Source organism: Tardiphaga sp., assembly GCF_044336785.1.
Lineage (GTDB): Bacteria > Pseudomonadota > Alphaproteobacteria > Rhizobiales > Xanthobacteraceae > Tardiphaga.
In genome coordinates this window covers 1-14,965 of the sequence record NZ_JBIIOT010000113.1, presented here as the reverse complement: position 1 = coordinate 14,965, position 14,965 = coordinate 1, and the positions used below count along the sequence as shown (strand labels likewise).

Here is a 14,965-nt window from a genome sequence, read left to right as displayed (position 1 = left end):
CCTTCCCCGCAAGGGGGAAGGGGGCACTGCGGGCGGTGCTTTTGGCTTAAATGTTCATAACCAAACTCGAGTTCGAACAGAGCAATGGAGCTCAGACCTCTTTCCCTTCCCCCTTGCGGGGAAGGGCCGGGGATGGGGGTCCCCAGGGCTCCCGAGCAAACTGGAAGAGCGCGCTACGCCGCCGCTCCGGCCCGCGCCGTTCCACGCCCCAGCAATTCCCGCACGTCCTTCGCCGGCTTCGGCTTGCTGAACAGATAGCCCTGCATTTCCGTGCAACCCAAAGCGCGCAGCAGTTCCTTTTGCGGCAGGGTCTCGACGCCTTCCGCGGTGGTCGTCATCTGCCGTGACGCCGCGATATTCACCACCGCCTGCACGATCGACGACGATCCATGGGCATCGGCGATATCGGTCACAAAGCTGCGGTCGATCTTGATCTTGTCGAACGGGAAACGTTGCAGATAGCTCAGGCTGGAATAGCCGGTGCCGAAATCGTCCAGCGCGATGCGGACGCCGATCTCGCGCAGGTCCTGCATGATCCCGAGTGCTGTCTCGTCGTCGCGGATCAGCACGGCTTCGGTGATCTCAAGCTCCAGCCGCCGTGCCGGCAGGCCCGAGGCGGCGAGGGCCGACGCCACCTTCAGCGGCAGCGATGCGCCGCGGAATTGCGCCGGCGAGACATTGATGGCGATGCGAATGTCATCCGGCCAGTTCGTCGCTTCCTGGCATGCGGTCGCAAGCACCCATTCGCCGAGCTGGCTGATCACGCCGATCTCCTCGGCCACCGGAATGAAATCGGCCGGCGAGATCATGCCGCGCTCCGGATGGTGCCAGCGCAGCAGCGCCTCGCAGCCGACCACGCTGTCGTCACGCAGGTTCAGCAGCGGCTGGTAATAGACCTCGAAACCGCCCGCTTCGAAGCCGCCATCGGCGATGGCCTCGCGCAGGTCGAGCTCCAGCATGCGCCGCGCCTTGGCCTTGGCATTCATCTGCGGTTCGAAGAAGCGGAAGGTGCGGCGACCTTCGGCCTTGGCGCCATACATTGCGAGATCGGCATTCTTCAGCAGCTCGTCGAGATCGGTGCCGTCGCGCGGGGCCATGGCGATGCCGATGGACGCATCGGTGAGCAGGCGGTGGCCGAGGCATTCATGGGGTTCGCGGATCGCCGTATAGATGCGGCCGACCAGATCGGTGATGTCGGAATGGGCGCTGACATTGGTCTGCACGATGGCGAATTCGTCGCCGCCGAGCCGGGCCACCACATCGGAGCCGCGCACGCAGAGCCGCAGCCGGCGCGCGATTTCCTTCAGCAGCTCGTCGCCCACGGGATGGCCGAGCGAATCATTGATGCTCTTGAATTCGTCGATGTCGATATAGAGCACCGCGCATTGCGCGCCGCGGCTGACGCGTTTCAGCTCGCGTTCGAGCTCGTTGCGGAACAGCGTGCGGTTCGGCAGGTCCGTCAGCGCGTCGTAATGGGCGAGATGCGCGATGCGCTCTTCGGCTTCGCGCCGTTCGGTGATGTCTTCATGGGTCGCCACCCAGCCGCCATCGGCCACCGGCTGCGACAGGATCTGGATCGAGCGACCGTCGGAGGTCTGCATGAATTGCGTATGCGAGCGGCCGACATCGCGCATGATCGCATCGACATAGGCGTCGATATCGCCGACAAAGGAGCCTGTCTCCTTGCGATGGGCGATCACCTCGCGGAACGACAGGCCGGGTACGATCACATCGCTCGACAGGTGATACATATCGAGATAGCGCTGGTTGCAGACCACGATGCGTGCATCGGCATCGAACAGCAGCAGGCCCTGCGTCATGTTGTTGATGGCGGTCGCCAGCCGGTTCTTCTCCAGCGTCAATTCACGCTGTGCGTTCTCGCTTTGCCGGCGGATATGCCGGATGATAAGGAAGAGAAAGCCCGTCAGCAGCAGGGTCGAACCCGTCGCGAGGAAGATCAGGAACTTGGTCTGGCTACGCCAGTCTGCCAGCACGCCCTCGACGGATGACGTGGCGATCAGCGCGATGGGAAATTCCTTCAGCAGCCGCATGGCGCCAATGCGGTCGGTGTTGTCGATCGGGCTCACGGTGCGGATGGTCACCGGATCGCTGCTGTAGCGCAGATGTTCCAGCAGCGGGCTGCCGGAGAATCTGCGCCCGATCGCATGATCGGCTTTCGGATAGCGCGCCAGCAATGTGCCGTCGCGATGGAACATGGACACGGTGGCGTTGTCGCCGAGCGAGACCGAGGCGAAGAATTTCTCCATATGCACGGGTTCGATGCCGCGGGTGATCACCCCGAAGAATTCGCCGCGCGGGCCGTTGATGCGGCGCGCGAACACGGTCTTCCACTTTCCGGTGAGCTTGCTCAACACCGGCCGCACGATTTCTTCGTCGCGGAAGCTCTGCGCCTTGATGATCTCGAAATAATCACGGTCGGCCATGCTGGCATCTGGCGGTGGCCATGAGCCCGACCAGTTGATGAGGTGTCCCTTGGCGTCGATCACCGTCAGCTCGCCGGCGAATTCGTCGTCGAGTTTCGACTTCAGCATCAGATGCGCTTCGAAGCCTGAGAGCGCGTTGGCGAAGCTCTCCGGCGTCATGATGCCGTCAGTCATCAGTTGCGCGCGCATGCCCTTCTGGATGCGCTGTAGCTCCTGGAACTGCTGGTCGAAATGGTTCTGCAGCAGCAGCACGGTATTTTCGAGTTCGCGCTTGCTGTTGTCGAGGGCGCGTTGGCGGAAACTGTTCACGGTCATCGTGGTGCCGATGACGATGGCGATGACCAGCAGCGCGCCAGCCACGATCAGCGAACGCACCACGCCGCGTCGCGGCATCGCGCCACGAACGCCCGGCACGAACGGTGTGTTACGCGCGTCCTCCACTTGTCCCCCAGGCTGCAAACCCATGCCCTCACCCTTATGAGGATATGGATACCCTCCCAGAAGTAGCAGCGAGGTTAGGAAGTCAGGTGAATGAGGAGTTAATTACAACCGTAAAGAAGTGACGGTTGGCAGCTCTGCGTCTCTCCAGGCCGACAGGGCTATTGCTCATGGCGGAGCGCCGATGACGATCGTGCCCGGCCTCCATGGTTCGAGACGCCCGCTTCGCGGGCTCCTCACCATGAGGGTCTTCTGCGGAGCCACACTCTTCCCTTATCCTGAGGAGCGGCCTTCTTGGGCCGCGTCTCGAAGGATGGCCGCGAAATACCTCTCGCACTTGATAGGCAACAGCCCTGACACGGCGGAACTAGGCCGCGAGGCTGCTGCGTGCGCTGCTCGGATAGGTCTGGTTGCGGCCCAGTGACTTGGCGGCGTAGAGCGCCGTGTCGGCCTTGTTGATGAGTTCCATCATCGAATTCTGCGCGGATGGCACCAGGCATGCTGCGCCGACGCTGATGGTGGTGGGCGTCATGCCCTCGCGCTCGATGCTGCCGATTTCGCGGCGGATGCGCTCGCCGAGCTCGATCGCATCATGCAGCGACAGGCCGGGCAGGATCAGCGCGAATTCCTCGCCACCATAGCGCGCGGCGCAATCGCTGGCGCGCTTGCCGTGGCGGGCGATGCTCCAGGCGATACCGCACAGGACGAGGTCGCCGGCCTGATGGCCGTAGCGATCATTGAAGGCCTTGAAGTGATCGGCATCGATCATCAGCAGCGAGATCGGTTGCTGCGCGCGGTTGGCGCGCTGCCATTCCTTCTCGATCACGATGTCGAAGCGGCGGCGATTGGCCAGGCCGGTGAGACCGTCGGTCATGGCGAGGCGCGCCATCTCGTCTTCCATGGCGGCGCGCTTCTTCATCTCGCGCGCCAGCACCAGCATCAGCATGCTGGCGATCAAAGCGAGTGCCCCCATGGCGCCGCCGATCTGCATCGCCTCCTTGCGCCACTGGCCGAAGATGACATCGGTGGAACGGCCGACCATCACGAACAGCGGATGCGAACTGTCGCGCCAGACATAGAGGCGCGAGACGCCATCACTGGCGGCTTCGCCGAGATGGCTGCCGGAGAAAAAGGCCAGTGCGCGCTGCACCGCCGGCAACCGGCTGAGATCGCGGCCGATCAGAGCCCTGTCGAAGGGCGAGCGTGCGATCAGCACGCCGTCCTGCCGCAGCACCGAGATCATGTCGCTCCGCTCCAGTTGCAGGCGTGCGACGATCTCGTCGAAATAGCTGTAATGGATGAAGCCGGTGACGACGCCGAGAAACTGGCCGTCACGGGCAGCAATGCGGCGGCTCAGCACGATGCCATAGGCGCCGTTATGCTGCATCGGCCGCGAGATATAGAGGCCGAACAGCGGGTCGCGCTGATGGGTGGTGAAGAACTCCGCATCGGCGAAGTTCTGCGGCTGCGGGTCGAGCGTGGTGGAATCCAGGGTGACATTGCCGCCGGCATCCAGCACCTGGATATTGCCGAAATGGCGCGCGGTGGCGGCATAGTCGAACAGCACCATCTGCCGCACATTGCGTGACACCTCGACCAGCTCGGGCGAGGTCATGTTGTTGGCGACGTTGCGCATCGACATGTCATAGAGTTCGAGATTGCGCGCGATCTCGGCATCGATGGAGGAGGCGAGGTTGCCGAGGGTCTGCTGCGCCAGCTTCTCGTCGCCGCGCCGCATGGTGAGCAGCACGCTGCCGCAGATCAGCGAAAAGCCGACCACGATCGTCACCGCCGCGGCCACCAGCCAGCGCGGAGAAAGTCGCCATGTCGGTTTGATGTCTGTGTTCGCAATCATCGTCGGGCAAAGGGATGCTATTACAATCGCCCCTCCTTTAGCACCCGACTGTGTATTTATTTGACACCAGCGCGACAGCGCACGGCCAGTTGGCGGCAATTTACCGGCGGCAGTTAACGCTCGGTGAAAACGCGGTACGCGATTGTGGGCAGGCGGAACTCTGCAGCCGCCTGCCGCACAAATCCGCTCACCCGGCGGCCATCAGCGGTGCGTGCCTGGTCTCGCTGGCGAGATCCGCCGCCAGCCGGGCCACCGCATCCGGCGTCGCGCGCCGGGGCAGCGCCACGAATTGCCGGCTGCGCGCAGCGCCGTCCAGCACGTCGATCTCCGCCGGCTCCTGCGGCCCCAATGCGCCCGGCGCAATGGCATGCACCCGGATATTGCGGCCACCGAACGCGCGGGCGAGGCCGACGGTCAGCGTATCCACCGCCATGTCCGGTGGAGCCTCGGGGGCGAGGTCGCAGCGGGCGAGGGTGGTGAGATTGATGATGGCGCCGCCATCCGGGCCGAACAGCCGCACCGCCTCCTGGCTCATCAGCATGGCGCCGAACAGATGGGTCTCGTCGCTCTGGCGGGTGTCGTTGACCAGGATGTCGAGCCCGCCGAAGGTCGCGACGGTGTCGGCGAACAGCCGCCGCACGTCCGGCCAGTGGGCGACGTCGCCCTGCACGGCCATGGCGCAGCCGCCGCGCCAGATGATGTCGGCCACCAGCCGTGATGCGCCGTCGTGATCGTCCTTGTGGCTGACCACCACGCAGGCGCCCTCGGCGGCGAGCCGGCGGGCGATCGCGGCACCGATGCCGCTCCCTGCATGCGTGACGAGCGCAACCTGTCCCGCCAATCGTGTCATGGCATGATCCCTGTCTTTGATATCCACGCGGCTATCGCGTGAAGAATGTCGGTGAGAGAGAAGAGGCGGCGTCACCGCGATCCGGGGGCCCTCGGGCAACCCGGCGGTCACCGGTCTGGCGCATCTCCCTTATCGCAAATCGCCGCGGTGCAGCGTTAGGCCGATCCTGCGGATGTCATGCACGATCCTGCAAATGTGATCGCCCCGCCATTCCCCTGCCGCACCGCCGTTGCTAGATCCAACCCGGCCCAAAAGGCCAGCACCATGAGGGGTTTGTCCATGCTCGACCGGATTGCCGAATTCCGCGACATCATTGCCCGGAACGCCACGGAGGATATGGCGACCCCGATCCGCGGCCTGTTCCTGAAGCGCCAGACCGCCCCCACCGAACTCACCCACTCCGCCCAGTCGCCCTGTTTCGGCCTGGTGATGCAGGGCCGCAAGCGGCTCACCCTCGGCAACGAGGCCCATGAATATGGCGTCGGCGATTATCTTCTGGTCTCGCACGACCTGCCGGTGTCGTCCTGCGTCGTCGATGCCTCCGAGGCGGAGCCGCATCTCGGCCTCGGCCTGATCATCGATCCGCGCCAGCTGCATGACGTGCTGGCGCGTTTCGGCAACGGCTTTACCCAGCCCGCCGCCTCCGTGCCCGAGCGCGGCCTCGCCGTGGCGCGTGCCTCCGACGACCTGCTCGACGCAGCACTCCGCCTGGCGCGTCTGCTCGATCGCCCGCAGGACATCCCGGTGATGGCGCCGCTGCTGGAGCAGGAGGTGCTGTATCGCCTGCTGGTCGGCCCCTATGGCGCCCGGTTGCGCCAGATCGCGCTGGCCGAGAGCCCGAGCAACAAGGTCGCCCGCGCCATCGCCTGGCTGCGCGAAAACTACACGCGGCCGCTGCGGATCGAGGATCTCGCCGACAATGTCGGCATGAGCGAGAGTTCGCTGCATCATAATTTCAAGACCGTCACCGCGATGACGCCGATGCAGTATCAGAAGCAGCTCCGCCTGGTGGAGGCGCGCCGTCTCATGCTGGTGGAGCGCCTCGATGTCGGCTCGGCCGGCTATGCGGTGGGCTATCAGAGCCCGTCGCAATTCTCCCGCGAATATGCGCGGCTCTATGGCGCGTCGCCGCTGCGCGATCTCGGCCCCCGCAGCGGCATGGCCGTGCTGGAGCAGCGCGCCGCCGAGTAGCGCCGTTCCTAACCTCGCCCCGCTTGCGGGGAGAGGTCGTCCGGCGTAGCGAAGCGGAGCCGGGCGGGTGCGGGGGCTCTCCGCCGGCTCGGAGCAAGCGGAGAGCCCCCTCACCCCGCCTCTCCCCGCATGCGGGGAGAGGCGCCCACGACCGGCACAGCAAAATAAACACCAGGAAACCCCATGATCTCTGCAGTGATCTTCGATTTCGGCGGCGTCATCACCTCATCGCCGTTCGAGGCCTTTGCGCATTACGAGCAGAGCCACGGCCTGCCCGCGGACATCATCCGCCGCACCAATGCGCAGAACCATCATGACAACGCCTGGGCGAAATTCGAGCGCGCCGAGATCGACCTCGCCGCCTTCGACACCCTCTTCGCGGAAGAATCCAGAGCCCTCGGCGCCGAAGTCCGCGGCCGCGAGGTGGTGAAGCTGCTGAAGGGCGAGATCCGCCCCGAAATGGTGGACGCGCTCCGCCGCATCAAGGCGCAGTTCAAGACCGGCTGCATCACCAACAACCTGCCGGCCAATGCGATGGGCTCGACGGACGGCCGCGCGCTCTATGTGGCGGAGGTGATGGTGCTGTTCGATCACGTCATCGAGTCCGCCAAGATAGGCCTGCGCAAACCCGATCCGCGCATCTACACGATGATGACGGAGAAGCTCGGCGTGGATCCGAAGACCTGCGTCTATCTCGACGACCTCGGCGTCAACCTCAAGCCCGCCCGCGAGCTCGGCATGACGACGATCAAGGTGACGGGGGCCGCACAAGCGCTGGCGGAGCTGGAAGCGGCGACGGGATTGCAGCTGCGCTAGCGCGGACAGCAGTGTCCCCTCCCTCAAGCGGCGCAGCCGCGCAGCGGGGAGGGTCAGGGTGGGGTGCTTCCCCAAACTCTGACGTCACGTTGGGAGAGACCCCACCCCCGCCTATCGGCGGACCCTCCCCGCTGCGCTTCGCTTGGGGGAGGGAGTCCATCGGCCCCTGCGCTTCAACTAAAAAGAAAACGGCGCGCCTTCCAGCGCGCCGCTCTCGCCTCACTCTCCCACCCGCATCAGATAATCGAGCGATCCACGTTGCGCACTTCACCGGTGCGCGCGTCGATATCGACCTCGATCCATTTGCCATAGCGGTCGCGGCCCTTGATCTCCCATTCGTCGCCGTCGAAATGGGTGTCCTTCACCTCGACCACGCCGATGCCATAGGCGACCTGCACCGCCTGTTCGACCGTCAGCGGCCCGGCCGGCATCACCGGCACGGCGACGCCGACGCGCGGCGCGCGATCGCGCACATAGACATCGGCCGCCATGGCCGGCACCGCGGCGCTGAGCGCGCCCGCAGCCAGCATCGGAAGCAGGGCTTTTCGCAGCATCTGTTGCATCGGAAATCTCCTCATCACATCACCTGATCGCTTCGCCGCGCGGGCGAAGTGCACCGCACACAGCAGCGCGTCGGGAATACGAACGCAGGTGGCGGCAGGGGAGTTCCGCAGGGAAATGGGGCGATTTGGTGCTCGATAAAATCTAAATTTGCTGCATCGAGTTTTGCTTGATCGAAACTCAGTGCTCGTCGATTTCGCGTTTCAAAATGGTAACGGTTATGCCCAGCACCGCACCAGCGGGGTGAGCGTCGACATAGTTGTCAACTCGAGCAACCGAGTACCGCAAAACGGAAACGTGCGGCTTATGAAGGCGTCCAGCGAGTATCATAACTGCACTCAATATCTTCGGTCCCATAGGAACCGAAACAATCGAACTGCCATGCTTTCCCGTCGCCATCAGGTTCGAGATGTCGTCGTAAGCACCCGCCATATCATCGAGATAATAGTCAACGATATCATAGTTTCGATCCCCAAAGTCGAACCCAAAGTTTGCATGAAGCAGTGCTTCCGAAAAACTAGGGTCGATGCCGTTCGGCCGAAAAATGAACGCGATATCTGGCTCGTGGGTTTCTAGAATGTTGAGCGACACGCCGTACTCATAGCCAATACCGAGTAGAACGATACGGCTAGTATCGGGTGGAGCGACTTGACCCGAAAGCTCGGGGTGAGCTGCGGCGAGGGCGCGGATCGGTACTAAGTCGCGCGTAGGTTCAGTGAAGCGGGAAGGCGAATACAATACGACTAGCGTTTCGTTGTTCTTCAATTTGTCTGTTGCAGCAAACAAGACTCTAGCCATTAATGAGCGGTCCATTGACGAAACATCAATGGCAATACTCGCTTTCATGCCCTTGGCGCGGCTGTTTTCAATGCGCTCCGCGATGGCTTGCTCGACGGATGGCTCAAGATCTGAAACAATCCGAAACTGGCATTTCTTTGCGTAGGCGCGGTTCTCTTCAAAAGAGAGTATTTGGCTTTCGGAATACTCAACGGCAATAACATTATCCGCGGCCCAACTACCTTGCTCTGCAGCATGTCGAGAACGAGTTTCGTAGCCGATGCAGTAGACAAAAACGGCATTGGATATTTCGTTGAGTTTTCGCTTGAAATTTCGAACCGCGAATCGAGCGTTCATGTTTGCTGCCTGTTAAACAGATCGTCTTGAGTTAGCGGCCGGCGAGATGGTCTAAGGCGCTTGCTCTTCAAGATGGTGCTCAAATTGACTTGGCTGCCTAACGTGAGAGGAAGGTGGTAAAGCGGACAAAGAAGGTACGAGAACCGTAAGCGAGCATCTTTGATAGATCCGTGATCGAACAGCCCGCTCTCATCGGACAACATAATGAACGCGCCCTGATTGATGGCGGCACCCAAAGCTTCGACAAACTCGTTAGGAACGGTCTTATCGATCTTAAAGGTCAGAGGTGGCTCTGGTCTAAATTCAGGGCCATTGACCTCACCCGAGAAGTACTTCCCGATTGTATCCATGAGATCAACCAGCGACATATCCTGCAGTTGGCCGTTGGGATCAGCAACGCGGATTGTCGATAGTAGCGAGACAAACTTTGCTACTGTTTCTTCCACCAACGAAGACTGATCTTCGAGTGGGATGCTTCGAGATGTGCCGAAGAACCGTCGAACCAGCGGCCTCATTAGCGAGATGGTAATGCGCGGATTTCCCTCGCACATTGTAAGTAACGAATCGTAACCAAGGTAAATGTCAGCGAAAGCCTTTCTGCTAGGCGGTCTGTCGCCAATTGTTCGATCTGGACGAACAAATTGATTTGTGGGGCCATACTCCAAGCGGCATGCCACTTGCCAGATATACTTCCGAGCCTGGCTTGCTCGTTTATTTTCGCTTCCTGAGTGAAGCTTCTCGATATCAATATGTCGGTCTCGCGCAAATTGGCGAAATCCAATGTCGCGTTCTATTAAGGCCTTGAAGCGAAGATAGTGTATTCCATTTTCAGGCTTGTATGCATCTCGCTGGTCGGGAGATGTATTCGCCTCTGTAATCGGCGATCGGCCAAGAACTTGTGTTCCTCGTGGTCGTTTATCTCCCTTTTTTAGGCGCCCCTCGTGCTGTATGAGCGCTTCAAGAAGTTGAGAGCTAAATCTGCGAGCGTCGTTCCTCTTGCTGTCATGTTTGGTGGTAAAGCCAAGGTTGATTGCGGTGTAATCGCTTCCCGCGGTTGGTCGATCGGTGCCAAGGCCTTGCCAATCAATTTTCGAGTATGGGCTTGTTGCAAGTTTCAGCAACAATCTCTGCTCTCGTGAGCGGAAACAGGCAAAAAGGTAGTTCTGTAAATCGTCAGGCATAATCTCCACTTCATCGACGCAAAGAGCCCAGCTTTTTGCCGTTTGATCGATGACTGTGTTGAAGATTGAAATGAACGATTCGCAGCTTCCTACCGGATCATGCGAGAGGTACTGAGCCTCCTTCATTATCTCTTCAGGGCTTATTTCTGAGCCATACTTTATTCGAGCAAGGTAGCGGTTCATTTCACTGAGCTGCCAATACAGCCGCAGTCGAACTTCTAAAAAAGATAAGGTCTCTTCGCCCAAGTCCCAAACCAGAGAGAGAGAGCGACAGATTGAAGCTTCTTTTCCGGTCAGCTCGACGAATTGGTGGGACATATTCTCTATGTCGCGCAACTTCGAGTTTGAGATCTCCTGCGCTGTGTCAAGGCAAGCAAATTTCACTCTAAAAGAGAGAAGCGCTTTTGATAAAAGCCCGATAGATGATCGATTCTTAAGCGTTGCTGGGTGTCCAACAACGATATCGAGCTGTCTTTCCGCTCCAACATATATTGGGCAGAAATTGAACCGGCGTAAGCTATTCGCTTGCGTTCGATTCTTCCATGCGATTTGCGCTCCTACTTTGAGCATCTTCAGTAGGGTAGTTTTCCCGCTTCCGCGAGGTCCGATGAGCAAAGAATTGGTCTGCTCACAAAGAGAAGTAAACTCCCTATCGCGGAGAATGAAGGTCTGTGCGACTGTTTGCGGGTCAACGAACCGCGCATTGTATGACTCGAAGGGGTCATTCATCGCTTCACCGCTTCTTTTCTTAATTCGCTTAAGCCGAAGGGTTTTGTAATTGTGCAGCGAATGTTCAGCGCCTTCAGTGCTTTTACGACTTCGTCGAATACCTTTCGAACAACAAATTGGAGTTGCGGGTAAACGACGTAAAGTTCGTCTATCGTGATAGGCGAGTTGCGTGTCGCTACGTGCGAAGAGATTGCTTGGGCGATTGACTGCACGTTGTCTCGACAGCCAAAGCCCGCTCCATCAGGAATGTTTTGACCTTCTGGAGTCGGTTGCCATTCCCGGCGATGAAGCCACGACCATGCTCGGATCGTGCCGCATGGACCCCAGCCGGCCGTGCGTGTCGGATCAGTCTCGATCGTTAAATGATAAAACTGGTTGGGCGCTTCCGCAGACTCTGGAGATGTGATCTTGGCTGATACGCTGCCCGCAGAGAAAATAACGGGAGGAAAAGCTGTAGCTGGACCATACTTCAGCATTGGAAAATGCTGGTGCCCATGAATTATCAGCCAATGCGAAGAAGTTGCATCTGATAGAGCGGCGGCGAGCTTACCGCCTAGTATCATTTCACTGTAGTCTTTGTCGTAGATCTCGTCATTCCTGTAAGGATGATGATGAGTAAATAGAATATTGATCGCGAATTCTTGTTGCCGAACTTCCTTTATAATCGCCTCGATCGTTCGATCACTAATTCGCCCATGGCGAAATTCAGCGTCCGGCCCTTTTTCATCAGAATGAAAGCCGTGAAAAGCGGCGCTGTTCAGGTTCACCAATCGCACTGTGTCTTGCGTGTGAATATGGTAATTGCGAGCCCAATACTTGTCGGCGACTTCTTTGTGCCCTGGAAAGGGAGGTGACAGTGCTTGAAGGTGTCCTTTCGGATCAAAGCTGCTGAACTTTAGCCTAGAATCGACATCGTGATTTCCCGCTGTGGCGAGCAAAAGTTTCGCTTTGACCTGCTTTTTTAGCTCGACAAGCTCAGCCCAAGCGAAGGACTGAGCGTCCGGATCAGCTTGATCAGCGATGTCTCCAGGGCACAGAATCCAATCAACCGTTAGGTTTGCCTCCTGCAAGATAGCGGGGATGGCTCTAATAGGATTTGTTGGATTGTCGCGCGTTGACGCGATTAAGAACGAGGGCTCTCGGTTCTGGTTTTCGACCGGACGATATGCGTGCAGATCGCTGAGTACTAGAATTCGTGTCATAGGGCGAAATTCGTCGTTAGGACTTCAATTGCATTCTTCCTTGCAGCTGAGAATCCGCTGATATTTCGTCGCACGACGATCTCAAACTGCTTCCACTTCTTTCGAAGCAAGAACTTTTCTGCCAGCGCACTGTCGTAGGTGAGAACAAATCGGCCGCCCGAGTCATCAATTGCTCGCAAGCAACTCAATAGGCGAGTTAGGTCAGTGCTATTAAATGCTTGGCCGTTGTAGTCGACGAATGGTGCGCGCCGTTCGACCGCGTAAGGTGGATCGAGGAAAAAGAAAGATTGCGGTGTGAGATTGTCTCGAATGAGTGATTCAAAATCTTGAACGTGAATGGTTGCTGTTTTTAGAGCTCCTGCGCTTTCGGAAAAGTCTTCCCAAGTGAGCATTCGGCCGGTGCGAGATTCCGAAAACGGTACGTTGAACGTGCCTTGCTTATTCGTTCGATATAGGCCGTTGAAGCAGTTCCGATTCAAGTAATAGAAGTAAGCTGCGCGTTTAATGTTGTCGGGTTCGCTCGCGATCGCCTGACGAATTCGCAGGTATGTTGTTTTCGATCTTCTAAGCTTTGAAGCGATCTCGAAAACGTCTGTAGGATGTTGGCGGACTGACCTGTAGAAATTGATTAGATCGGCGTTGATGTCGGCCAACACTGCTTTCGGTGGTCGTCTATCAAAGAACAGTGCTGCAGAGCCGCAGAAAGGCTCGATGTATGTGTAAGCACTTTCAGTTGGAAAGAAGTCACGTAACGGCTGCAGCATTTGCCGTTTGCTTCCTGCCCATCGTAAAAGTGGTCTCACGCAAAAGCACTTTCAGCACAATTTTAGGAAAGAACGAAAGCTAGCTTAGTCGTCCAAAGAGGCGATGCAAGCTAGAGCTGTGGCTGTTGGTCGTCCGTTACCAGAAATTTCGGACATACTCGGACTTGTTAACAGCTCTTGCGCGCCATGCGACAAGACAACAAAACGGCCGGATCTCGCGATCCGGCCGTTTTGTTATTCCGATACGAAGCTGCGCCTTATCAGCGCGGCATCCTCAAGCTCAGGCAGCTCACGCCGCCCTCAAGCCTCAGGCAGCCTTGGCTTCCGTGGTCTTCTTCTTTTCGATGGCGCGCTTGAGCAGCACGGCCTTGGCGGAGAGCTCGCTCTCCTTGGCCGCGATCAGGTAAGCGTCGAAACCACCGCGGTGGTCCACCGACTTCACGGCATTGGCCGACACGCGCAGGCGAATGCCGCGGCCGAGCACGTCCGAGATGAAGGTCACATTGACCAGGTTCGGCAGAAACCGGCGCTTGGTCTTGATGTTCGAATGGCTCACCTTGTGGCCGACCTGCGGGCCCTTCAGTGTCAGTTCACAACGCCGGGACATGGCGAAAATCCTCTGTCATCCCCGCCTGCGACCATCAGGCCGGGCAGGGGTTCAAAAATCACGTCCATTTCAGGAGCCGCGGACGTATAGGGTTTGGAGCTGCAAACGTCAAGACGAGTCACACCAATGACATGGACCAAAAGACTTGGCACGCACGCCACGGATTGGGATGACACCCGCCGGAACCGGCCCGCTTTGCAAGGGGCCGCGCTGGCAACGCCCCCGCTATAGCCGGTCTCGGCGGCGGATACCACAGCGAAGTGGTTGGAAACGCGTCTGGTTCCCATCATATAAAGGACGTATTCCAGCCGGACACGCATAGACATGCTTTGCCCATGCGCATTGGCGCACCGAGCCGTATTCATATGCCGCACCACCGGCCCCGGATGACGAGACGTGAGGTAAGACAGAACGTGCGTTGCCCCGGCCCCCGCAAAACTCCTTTTCGATCAGGCTTCGCGCTGTGGCTTCTGGCCGGGCTCAGCGCCATGGGCGCGCTCGCCGATAGCCGGCCGGCCGTGGCGCAGGGCAAGGTCGAGGCCAAATATGAAGCCAGCCTCGCGGGGATTCCCGTCGGCCGCGGCACCTGGGCCATCGACATCACCGAGGATCAATACAGCGCGGCGGCGACCGGCGGCACTGCGGGGCTGCTGAAGGCGTTTTCCGGCGGGTCGGGCTTTGGCCAGGCGCAGGGGCGCGTGGTCGCGGGCCAGCTCGGCCCCACCAATTATGCCGCCACCACCACCTCGGCGAAGAAGTCCGAGGCGATCAAGATGCAGATCGCGCTCGGCTATGTGAAAGAGTTTTCCATCGAGCCGGAGCTGCCGGACGATCCCGAGCGCATCCCGGTCACCGATGCGCATCGGCGCAATGTGATCGATCCGATGACGGGCTCGCTGCTGTCCGTGCCCGGCACCGGCAACCTGCTGGCGCCGGATTCGTGCCGCACCGGCACGTCGATCTTCGACGGCCGCATGCGCTATGACATCAAGCTCGATTACAAGCGGATGGAGCAGGTGAAGGCCGAGAAGGGCTATCACGGCCCGGCGATCGTCTGCGCCGTCTATTTCACGCCCATCGCCGGCTATGTGCCGGACCGCGCCGCCATCAAATATCTCGCCGCCCAGCGCAACATGGAAGCCTGGCTGGTGCCGATCGCCGGCACGCGGATTCTGGTGCCTTATCGCGTGACG

The 14,965-nt window shown here is 59.5% G+C and carries 12 protein-coding genes; 3 read left to right on the top strand and 9 right to left on the bottom strand.

The annotated features are described in order from the left end of the window. Nucleotides 1-173: 173 nt before the first annotated feature. From ACIQ2A_RS22640 to ACIQ2A_RS22630, 3 genes are all read right to left on the bottom strand, one after another. Nucleotides 174-2,837 carry an EAL domain-containing protein gene (locus tag ACIQ2A_RS22640; protein ID WP_398483632.1) on the bottom strand — a complete coding sequence of 888 codons (2,664 nt, stop codon included), beginning with the start codon at nucleotides 2,835-2,837 and terminating at the stop codon, nucleotides 174-176. A gap of 412 nt (nucleotides 2,838-3,249) precedes the next feature. Then, complete coding sequence (locus ACIQ2A_RS22635) at nucleotides 3,250-4,737, bottom strand: diguanylate cyclase (protein WP_398483630.1); 1,488 nt, start codon at nucleotides 4,735-4,737, stop codon at nucleotides 3,250-3,252. A gap of 187 nt (nucleotides 4,738-4,924) precedes the next feature. Then, nucleotides 4,925-5,587 (bottom strand): SDR family NAD(P)-dependent oxidoreductase, encoded by a 663-nt coding sequence (locus ACIQ2A_RS22630; protein WP_398483628.1) that lies wholly within the window; start codon nucleotides 5,585-5,587, stop codon nucleotides 4,925-4,927. A gap of 279 nt (nucleotides 5,588-5,866) precedes the next feature. Here ACIQ2A_RS22630 and ACIQ2A_RS22625 point away from each other — a divergent pair, with 279 nt between their 5' ends. After that, a complete protein-coding gene (locus ACIQ2A_RS22625; protein WP_398483626.1) occupies nucleotides 5,867-6,778 on the top strand; it encodes an AraC family transcriptional regulator N-terminal domain-containing protein in 912 nt (303 codons plus the stop codon). A gap of 183 nt (nucleotides 6,779-6,961) precedes the next feature. Then, nucleotides 6,962-7,594, top strand: coding sequence for an HAD-IA family hydrolase (locus tag ACIQ2A_RS22620; protein ID WP_398483624.1), 633 nt, complete (start codon nucleotides 6,962-6,964; stop codon nucleotides 7,592-7,594). A gap of 236 nt (nucleotides 7,595-7,830) precedes the next feature. On the opposite strand, the gene ACIQ2A_RS22615 is transcribed toward ACIQ2A_RS22620, so the two are convergent. The 6 genes from ACIQ2A_RS22615 to rpmB form a co-directional block, all read right to left on the bottom strand. Beyond that, nucleotides 7,831-8,157, bottom strand: a complete 327-nt coding sequence (locus tag ACIQ2A_RS22615; RefSeq protein ID WP_398483622.1) for a PepSY domain-containing protein — start codon at nucleotides 8,155-8,157, stop codon at nucleotides 7,831-7,833. A 178-nt stretch (nucleotides 8,158-8,335) separates the two neighbouring features. Continuing rightward, nucleotides 8,336-9,289, bottom strand: coding sequence for a hypothetical protein (locus ACIQ2A_RS22610; RefSeq protein WP_398483620.1), 954 nt, complete (start codon nucleotides 9,287-9,289; stop codon nucleotides 8,336-8,338). Then, nucleotides 9,286-11,199, bottom strand: coding sequence for a hypothetical protein (locus ACIQ2A_RS22605; RefSeq protein ID WP_398483618.1), 1,914 nt, complete (start codon nucleotides 11,197-11,199; stop codon nucleotides 9,286-9,288). Before ACIQ2A_RS22605 ends, ACIQ2A_RS22610 begins: the two co-directional genes overlap by 4 nt. Continuing rightward, nucleotides 11,196-12,401, bottom strand: coding sequence for a metallophosphoesterase family protein (locus ACIQ2A_RS22600; protein ID WP_398483616.1), 1,206 nt, complete (start codon nucleotides 12,399-12,401; stop codon nucleotides 11,196-11,198). The genes ACIQ2A_RS22605 and ACIQ2A_RS22600 overlap by 4 nt, the downstream gene beginning before the upstream one ends. Continuing rightward, nucleotides 12,398-13,204: a DNA adenine methylase gene (locus ACIQ2A_RS22595; RefSeq protein ID WP_398483614.1), complete on the bottom strand. Its 807-nt coding sequence runs from the start codon at nucleotides 13,202-13,204 to the stop codon at nucleotides 12,398-12,400. Before ACIQ2A_RS22595 ends, ACIQ2A_RS22600 begins: the two co-directional genes overlap by 4 nt. A gap of 268 nt (nucleotides 13,205-13,472) precedes the next feature. Continuing rightward, nucleotides 13,473-13,772 carry a 50S ribosomal protein L28 gene (gene rpmB, locus ACIQ2A_RS22590; RefSeq protein ID WP_398483611.1) on the bottom strand — a complete coding sequence of 100 codons (300 nt, stop codon included), beginning with the start codon at nucleotides 13,770-13,772 and terminating at the stop codon, nucleotides 13,473-13,475. Nucleotides 13,773-14,260: 488 nt separating this feature from the next. On the opposite strand from rpmB, the gene ACIQ2A_RS22585 reads away from it, so the two are divergent. Further along, nucleotides 14,261-14,965, top strand: a 705-nt coding sequence (locus tag ACIQ2A_RS22585) for a DUF3108 domain-containing protein (RefSeq protein ID WP_398483609.1), incomplete at its 3' end; no start/stop codon positions are given.

What these genes read in the sequence shown, in the direction of transcription:
- ACIQ2A_RS22640 (WP_398483632.1), bottom strand. Translation starts at nt 2,837, where the DNA reads ATGCCGCGACGCGGCGTGGTGCGTTCGCTGATCGTGGCTGGCGCGCTG.
- ACIQ2A_RS22635 (WP_398483630.1), bottom strand. Translation starts at nt 4,737, where the DNA reads ATGATTGCGAACACAGACATCAAACCGACATGGCGACTTTCTCCGCGC.
- ACIQ2A_RS22630 (WP_398483628.1), bottom strand. Translation starts at nt 5,587, where the DNA reads ATGACACGATTGGCGGGACAGGTTGCGCTCGTCACGCATGCAGGGAGC.
- ACIQ2A_RS22625 (WP_398483626.1), top strand. Translation starts at nt 5,867, where the DNA reads ATGCTCGACCGGATTGCCGAATTCCGCGACATCATTGCCCGGAACGCC.
- ACIQ2A_RS22620 (WP_398483624.1), top strand. Translation starts at nt 6,962, where the DNA reads ATGATCTCTGCAGTGATCTTCGATTTCGGCGGCGTCATCACCTCATCG.
- ACIQ2A_RS22615 (WP_398483622.1), bottom strand. Translation starts at nt 8,157, where the DNA reads ATGCAACAGATGCTGCGAAAAGCCCTGCTTCCGATGCTGGCTGCGGGC.
- ACIQ2A_RS22610 (WP_398483620.1), bottom strand. Translation starts at nt 9,289, where the DNA reads ATGAACGCTCGATTCGCGGTTCGAAATTTCAAGCGAAAACTCAACGAA.
- ACIQ2A_RS22605 (WP_398483618.1), bottom strand. Translation starts at nt 11,199, where the DNA reads ATGAATGACCCCTTCGAGTCATACAATGCGCGGTTCGTTGACCCGCAA.
- ACIQ2A_RS22600 (WP_398483616.1), bottom strand. Translation starts at nt 12,401, where the DNA reads ATGACACGAATTCTAGTACTCAGCGATCTGCACGCATATCGTCCGGTC.
- rpmB (WP_398483611.1), bottom strand. Translation starts at nt 13,772, where the DNA reads ATGTCCCGGCGTTGTGAACTGACACTGAAGGGCCCGCAGGTCGGCCAC.